Source organism: Bradyrhizobium sp., from assembly GCF_049586575.1.
Lineage (GTDB): Bacteria > Pseudomonadota > Alphaproteobacteria > Rhizobiales > Xanthobacteraceae > Bradyrhizobium.
Window position 1 is genome coordinate 1 of record NZ_JBAVCF010000613.1, and the last position, 2,710, is coordinate 2,710.

At 61.0% G+C, this 2,710-nt stretch carries 3 protein-coding genes; all 3 read right to left on the minus strand.

What is annotated here, in order from left to right:
- The coding region (locus tag WB528_RS22760; RefSeq protein WP_423890920.1) for a DMT family transporter at positions 1-806 on the minus strand (806 nt) is incomplete at its 3' end.
- A 231-nt stretch (positions 807-1,037) separates the two neighbouring features.
- Complete coding sequence (locus WB528_RS22765) at positions 1,038-1,877, minus strand: aldo/keto reductase (protein WP_423890913.1); 840 nt, start codon at positions 1,875-1,877, stop codon at positions 1,038-1,040.
- Between the two features lie 58 nt (positions 1,878-1,935).
- Positions 1,936-2,710 (minus strand): (2Fe-2S)-binding protein (locus WB528_RS22770; protein WP_423890915.1); only part of this gene is annotated, 775 nt, incomplete at its 5' end.

Genomic DNA, 2,710 nt, shown 5'->3' on the forward strand with positions numbered 1-2,710 from the left:
CCAAAGATCACGAAGCCGAGTAACGTGACCCAGAGCAGCTGGATATAGGAAAAGGGCGCCAGCACGGATGCGTCCGCGTAGCGAAAAGCGAGCACGACGATCCACTGCCCCGTCGTCGATGCCACGCCGATAATAAGCCCGAGCAGGATATCGTGCCAGGTTGGCGTAACCCAGACCAAGGGAACCATTGCGCAGAGAACCGCAAAGCCCACGATCGACGAATAGGTCATCGTGACGACAGTGCGCTCCTGTCCGCTCATCTTGCGCGTCAGGATCAGCGTGCAGGCCCAGGCGAACGCTGAGACGACCGGGAAGAACGCGGCGGGATGAAACGCACTGGTGCCGGGACGCAGGACGATCAGCACCCCCAGCAGTCCCACCGCCGTCGCGAGCCAACGCCGCAGGCCGACTTTCTCGCTGAGAAAAAAGATCGAGAGCGCGGTAACAAACAGAGGTGAGACGAAACTGGTGGCGGAAGCCTCAGCGATGGGAAGAAACCGCAAGCCCGTGATGAATAGCAACGATGAACCGAGCAGCGCCATGCCACGCGTGACCTGAAGCATCGGCCGCTGGGTCCGCAACGCAAAAAGCGGCGAGCCTGGCAGCATCGCCGGAACCATGATCACCGCGAATACCAGAAACCTGATCCAGGCGATCTCAATCGACGGCAATGTTATCGAGAGATATTTGGACGTCGCATCCGAGGTGCCGAGAAAAATACTCGATACCAGAAGCAGCGCGATGCCGCGATGCGGCCGGTCGGCGCGCGCGGTCGCAACCGGGGCGGCCTTCTCAGGCAATGGCAGCGGAGCGCGGTCGCGTGTTACAGCTGCGGCGGATCGGGTCACGGATTTGAACTCGCAGGTCGAAAAAAGCGAAGCTAGTGGAGTGGATTTGACATTCGCTACTGAGAAGGGATGCGAATGTTAGAATCGGACCACTAGCGAGCGTTCAAATAAGCGTCATTGCGTGAGAGCGACAATACCCGAAAACTGGCAGCGGATATGCGCTGCCGCCGAACAGCCGTGGCAGCAGGTTTAAAGCATTGGCAGGCTTCGCGGTTTCGACCCGCGTGGGAATGCCTTGTCGAGCGCGGCGATTTCGTCCGCGCCGAGCACGAGATCGCCGGCGGCCGCGTTCTCGGCGGCGTGTTCGGCGGTCGACGCTTTCGGAATCGTAAACAGGTGCGGCTCGCGTGCGAGAAAAGCCAGCGCGACCTGGCGTGCTGAAGCGCCATGACGCTTGGCGACGATCTGCAATACCTCGCCGCCTTTGCTGTTCGGTCGCGGAAAATCGTTGTGACCGAACGGCGAATAGGCCACCACCGCGACGCCGTGCTTTAAGCACCACGGGATCACCGCGTGCTCGATCGCCCGCTCCTGCAAGTGATAGAGCACCTGGTTGCAGGCGATCTTCCCCTCACCCGCGACGTCCAGAAGTTCGTCGAGATCGTCGGCATCGAAATTGGAAACGCCCCAGGAGCGGATTTTGCCTGATCTGACCAGTTGCTCGAAGGCGTCAACCGTTTCGGTCAGCGGAAAATTGCCCCGCCAATGCAACAGGTAACAATCGAGTCGATCGGTTTTGAGTCTCTTCAAGGAGCATTCACACGCTTCGATCGTGCCGCGCCGGGATGCATGGCTCGGCAACACTTTTGAAACGAGATAGGTTTCGTCGCGGCGTCCGGCGATAGCCTCGGCAATGACAAGCTCCGCATCGCCGTACATTTCGGCGGTATCGATGTGAGTCATGCCGAGATCGACGCCACGGCGCAACGCGGCAATCGCCTGATTGCGATCGCCGTGATCGATATACCAGGTGCCCTGCCCGATGACGGATACGCTGTGGCCGGTCGTGCCGAATTTTTTCTGTTTCATGTCTTCACCTATGGCGCAAAAGCGGGCGCACCATAGTTCAGAGAACGTCCGGCGTCGATCAGCTTGCCGCGACCAACTTCCCGTGTTCAGGGTCGGCGGTTACCGATTGCGCGATCAGGCGCTTGAGTTCGGGAATGCACGAACCGCAATTGGTCCCTGCCTTGAGCCGCATGCCAATTTCGGTGGCCGAGCGTGCGCCTGCGGCAATCGCATCGCAGATCGTGGTGCGGCCGACGCCAAAGCAGGCGCAGACCACCGGCCCCGTGCTCGCAAGTCCCTGCGCCGGTTTGCCGGACAACAACATCCGCCGCTGATCGCCGGTCAGCGTGTCAGCAGCGAATAGTTCCTTCGCAATATCCCAGTCGCCGGCGTCTCCCGCCGGCCCGAGAAACAGGCATGTCTTGATGGCGTCGCCGGTGAACGAGGCCGCGCGATAAACGCCGCCGCCGAAGTCGCTGTATTCGGCAAGTTGGTCGCCTGCCACGGCGCGTAGCCATGACGACCAGCCCTTCATGTCCGCATTATCGGCGATGAGGTACCCCGAACCGCCGCTGATCGCAGCGCGGGCCCACCAGGCATGATCGGGCAACTTCAACGGCGTGCGCGAAAGGACAAACCCGCGGAAGACATATTCATAAGGCGCGATCGACGCCGGCGTCGCCTTTGATTCCGGCTGGCCGGAGAAGGAATCGGTTATCGGCGCCACCAGAGCACCGACGCGCGCGGCCGACGCATTGGCTTCACTCCAGTGGATCGGCCCGAACAGCATGCCGCGCTGTTGCCCGCTGCTTACCACGACCTTGAGCGTACATTGACCATGGTCGGTCGTGACG

Coding starts and splice junctions, on each gene's coding strand:
- WB528_RS22765 (WP_423890913.1), bottom strand. CDS start 1,877: ATGAAACAGAAAAAATTCGGCACGACCGGCCACAGCGTATCCGTCATC.